Source organism: Lysobacter sp. A286, assembly GCF_054052105.1.
Genome location: NZ_JBSVRJ010000010.1, coordinates 1 through 5,191, shown reverse-complemented (window position 1 = coordinate 5,191; position 5,191 = coordinate 1). Strand labels below are relative to the sequence as shown.

Here is a 5,191-nt window from a genome sequence, read left to right as displayed (position 1 = left end):
CCACTTCGGTGGCGGGCCAGGAACGCGGCGCTGAGGCCGGTTCCGATGATCTTTGACAGTGTGCGCAGGTGACTTGTGCGGGCGTCTGGCGGGTGGATAGTTGTCCATCGCAGATGTTCGACACAGTCCAAATGAATCAAGAACAAGCATCGCAAGATGTGAGTAATCGAGTTATTTGGGTCTGGATAGACACTGCACTCAAAGCATAGACAAGGCCTTCGGGCTGCGTCGCAATACTTAAGTGAAGAGTTTGATCCTGGCTCAGAGTGAACGCTGGCGGCAGGCCTAACACATGCAAGTCGAACGGCAGCACAGCAGAGCTTGCTCTGTGGGTGGCGAGTGGCGGACGGGTGAGGAATACGTCGGAATCTGCCTTTTTGTGGGGGATAACGTAGGGAAACTTACGCTAATACCGCATACGACCTACGGGTGAAAGCGGAGGACCTTCGGGCTTCGCGCAGAAAGATGAGCCGACGTCGGATTAGCTAGTTGGAGGGGTAATGGCCCACCAAGGCGACGATCCGTAGCTGGTCTGAGAGGATGATCAGCCACACTGGGACTGAGACACGGCCCAGACTCCTACGGGAGGCAGCAGTGGGGAATATTGGACAATGGGCGCAAGCCTGATCCAGCCATGCCGCGTGTGTGAAGAAGGCCTTCGGGTTGTAAAGCACTTTTGTACGGGAAGAAAAGCAATCGGTTAATACCCGGTTGTCATGACGGTACCGTAAGAATAAGCACCGGCTAACTTCGTGCCAGCAGCCGCGGTAATACGAAGGGTGCAAGCGTTACTCGGAATTACTGGGCGTAAAGCGTGCGTAGGTGGTTTGTTAAGTCTGATGTGAAAGCCCTGGGCTCAACCTGGGAATGGCATTGGATACTGGCAGTCTAGAGTGTGGGAGAGGGTAGCGGAATTCCCGGTGTAGCAGTGAAATGCGTAGATATCGGGAGGAACATCCGTGGCGAAGGCGGCTACCTGGACCAACACTGACACTGAGGCACGAAAGCGTGGGGAGCAAACAGGATTAGATACCCTGGTAGTCCACGCCCTAAACGATGCGAACTGGATGTTGGGGACACTTAGGTCCTCAGTATCGAAGCTAACGCGTTAAGTTCGCCGCCTGGGAAGTACGGTCGCAAGACTGAAACTCAAAGGAATTGACGGGGGCCCGCACAAGCGGTGGAGTATGTGGTTTAATTCGATGCAACGCGAAGAACCTTACCTGGCCTTGACATGTCGAGAACTCGCTAGAGATAGCTTGGTGCCTTCGGGAACTCGAACACAGGTGCTGCATGGCTGTCGTCAGCTCGTGTCGTGAGATGTTGGGTTAAGTCCCGCAACGAGCGCAACCCTTGTCCTTAGTTGCCAGCACGTAATGGTGGGAACTCTAAGGAGACTGCCGGTGACAAACCGGAGGAAGGTGGGGATGACGTCAAGTCATCATGGCCCTTACGGCCAGGGCTACACACGTACTACAATGGTGGGGACAGAGGGCTGCAAACTCGCGAGAGCTAGCCAATCCCAGAAACCCCATCTCAGTCCGGATCGGAGTCTGCAACTCGACTCCGTGAAGTCGGAATCGCTAGTAATCGCAGATCAGAATTGCTGCGGTGAATACGTTCCCGGGCCTTGTACACACCGCCCGTCACACCATGGGAGTGGGTTGCTCCAGAAGTAGCTAGTCTAACCTTCGGGGGGACGGTTACCACGGAGTGATTCATGACTGGGGTGAAGTCGTAACAAGGTAGCCGTATCGGAAGGTGCGGCTGGATCACCTCCTTAGAGACATAAAGACAGCCGATTGCCAGTCAGGCGTCCGCACAAGTGACCTGCATTCAGAGTTTCAGCACGGGGCTTTAGCTCAGCTGGGAGAGCACCTGCTTTGCAAGCAGGGGGTCGTCGGTTCGATCCCGACAAGCTCCACCACTTGGCATCGAGACATGGGTCTGTAGCTCAGGTGGTTAGAGCGCACCCCTGATAAGGGTGAGGCCGGTGGTTCGAGTCCTCCCAGACCCACCAACCAAAGCTGTCGACGAAATTCTGAATGAATCTGCGCACACACACATAGATTTGAAGCAACCAGGCGTTGAGGCCGGGTTGCGTTCTTTGAAAACTGGGACGTAGCGAGCGTTTTGAGACGGAATGTCCATGACGTGTCGTAGAGGCTAAGGCGGGGACTACGAGTCCCTAATATTTGAAGTGAGACGTTGTGTTCACGCAACGTATGATCCTGAGGCGACTTGGGGTTATATGGTCAAGTGAATAAGCGCACACGGTGGATGCCTTGGCGGTCAGAGGCGATGAAGGACGTGACAGCCTGCGAAAAGCGTGGGGGAGCTGGCAATAAGCATTGATCCCGCGATGTCCGAATGGGGAAACCCACTCCGCAAGGAGTATTGCATGATGAATACATAGTCATGCAAGGCGAACCCGGTGAACTGAAATATCTAAGTAACCGGAGGAAAAGAAATCAACCGAGATTCCCTGAGTAGTGACGAGCGAACGGGGAACAGCCCTTAAGTTGATTGAGTTTTAGCAAAACAACCTGGGAAGGTTGGCCATAGACGGTGACAGCCCGGTATGCGAAAAGGCTCTTTCAATGAAAACGAGTAGGGCGGGGCACGAGAAACCCTGTCTGAACATGGGGGGACCATCCTCCAAGGCTAAATACTACTGACCGACCGATAGTGAACCAGTACCGTGAGGGAAAGGCGAAAAGAACCCTGGTGAAGGGAGTGAAATAGACCCTGAAACCGTGTGCGTACAAGCAGTAGGAGCTCCTTCGTGGAGTGACTGCGTACCTTTTGTATAATGGGTCAGCGACTTACAGTTCGTGGCAAGCTTAACCGTATAGGGGAGGCGAAGGGAAACCGAGTCTGAATAGGGCGCATAGTCGCGGGCTGTAGACCCGAAACCGGGTGATCTAGTCATGCCCAGGGTGAAGGTACCGTAACAGGTACTGGAGGCCCGAACCCACTCCCGTTGCAAAGGTAGGGGATGAGGTGTGATTAGGAGTGAAAAGCTAATCGAACCCGGAGATAGCTGGTTCTCCTCGAAAGCTATTTAGGTAGCGCCTCGGACGAATACTACTGGGGGTAGAGCACTGTTATGGCTAGGGGGTCATTGCGACTTACCAAACCATGGCAAACTCCGAATACCAGTACGTACTATCCGGGAGACACACGGCGGGTGCTAACGTCCGTCGTGAAAAGGGAAACAACCCAGACCCACAGCTAAGGTCCCAAATCAGTGCTGAGTGGAAAACGATGTGGAAAGGCACAGACAGCCAGGAGGTTGGCTTAGAAGCAGCCATCCTTTAAAGAAAGCGTAATAGCTCACTGGTCGAGTCGGTCTGCGCGGAAGATTTAACGGGGCTAAGCATTGAACCGAAGCTTGGGGTGCATACTTTGTATGCGCGGTAGAGGAGCGTTCCGTAAGCCGATGAAGGTGGATTGAGAAGTCTGCTGGAGGTATCGGAAGTGCGAATGCTGACATGAGTAACGATAATGCGGGTGAAAAACCCGCACGCCGAAAGCCCAAGGTTTCCTTGCGCAATGTTAATCAACGCAGGGTGAGTCGGCCCCTAAGGCGAGGCAGAAATGCGTAGTCGATGGGAAGCAGGTTAATATTCCTGCACCTCGCGTAAGTGCGATGGAGGGACGGAGAAGGTTAGGTATACCGGGCGTTGGTTGTCCCGGGGAAAGCAGGTAGGTGGATCCCTTAGGCAAATCCGGGGGGTCATTAACGCCGAGCAGCGAGACGAGCCCATTAGGGTGAAGTTACCGATACCACGCTTCCAGGAAAAGCTCCTAAGCTTCAGCTTACGCAGACCGTACCGTAAACCGACACAGGTGGGCAGGATGAGAATTCTCAGGCGCTTGAGAGAACTCGGGTGAAGGAACTAGGCAACATGGCACCGTAACTTCGGGAGAAGGTGCACCCCTGATGGTGGCTCATGCGAGCTATAGCTGTCGGGGGTCGCAGTAACCAGGCCGCTGCGACTGTTTATCAAAAACACAGCACTCTGCAAACACGAAAGTGGACGTATAGGGTGTGACGCCTGCCCGGTGCTGGAAGGTTAATTGATGGGGTCAGCCGCAAGGCGAAGCTCTTGATCGAAGCCCCAGTAAACGGCGGCCGTAACTATAACGGTCCTAAGGTAGCGAAATTCCTTGTCGGGTAAGTTCCGACCTGCACGAATGGCGTAACGATGGCGGCGCTGTCTCCACCCGAGACTCAGTGAAATTGAAATCGCTGTGAAGATGCAGCGTTCCCGTGGCAAGACGGAAAGACCCCGTGAACCTTTACTATAGCTTTACACTGAACGTTGAGTTCGTCTGTGTAGGATAGGTGGGAGGCTATGAAACCCTGGCGCTAGCTGGGGTGGAGCCATCCTTGAAATACCACCCTGTCGTGCTTGACGTTCTAACCCAGGTCCGTTATCCGGATCGGGGACCGTGTATGGTGGGTAGTTTGACTGGGGCGGTCTCCTCCCAAAGTGTAACGGAGGAGCACGAAGGTACGCTCAGCGCGGTCGGACATCGCGCACTGTGTGCAAAGGCATAAGCGTGCTTGACTGCGAGATCGACGGATCAAGCAGGTACGAAAGTAGGTCTTAGTGATCCGGTGGTTCTGTATGGAAGGGCCATCGCTCAACGGATAAAAGGTACTCCGGGGATAACAGGCTGATACCGCCCAAGAGTTCATATCGACGGCGGTGTTTGGCACCTCGATGTCGGCTCATCACATCCTGGGGCTGTAGTCGGTCCCAAGGGTATGGCTGTTCGCCATTTAAAGTGGTACGCGAGCTGGGTTCAGAACGTCGTGAGACAGTTCGGTCCCTATCTGCCATGGGCGTTGGAGATTTGAGAGGGGCTGCTCCTAGTACGAGAGGACCGGAGTGGACGAACCTCTGGTGTTCCGGTTGTCACGCCAGTGGCATTGCCGGGTAGCTATGTTCGGAAGCGATAACCGCTGAAAGCATCTAAGCGGGAAGCGCGCCTCAAGATGAGATCTCCCGGGAGCTTGACTCCCCTAAAGGAACCATCAAGACCAGGTGGTTGATAGGCAGGGTGTGTAAGTACAGCAATGTATTGAGCTAACCTGTACTAATGATCCGTGTGGCTTGACCATATAACCTCAAGTGGCCTTGGACTCGACGACGCGTCGACGACATTCCAGCCAAACCAA

General features: G+C 54.2%; 2 tRNA genes and 2 rRNA genes. All 4 read left to right on the top strand.

Features of this window, described 5'->3' with window-relative positions:
• Nucleotides 1-238: 238 nt before the first annotated feature.
• Nucleotides 239-1,783 (top strand): 16S ribosomal RNA (locus tag ACW7G0_RS14110).
• A gap of 68 nt (nucleotides 1,784-1,851) precedes the next feature.
• Nucleotides 1,852-1,927, top strand: a tRNA-Ala gene (locus ACW7G0_RS14105).
• Nucleotides 1,928-1,943: 16 nt separating this feature from the next.
• Nucleotides 1,944-2,020 (top strand) — tRNA-Ile (locus ACW7G0_RS14100).
• 233 nt (nucleotides 2,021-2,253) lie between these two features.
• Nucleotides 2,254-5,134 (top strand): 23S ribosomal RNA (locus ACW7G0_RS14095).
• Together the 16S and 23S rRNA genes with 2 tRNA genes alongside form the textbook arrangement of a ribosomal RNA operon.
• Nucleotides 5,135-5,191: the final 57 nt, after the last annotated feature.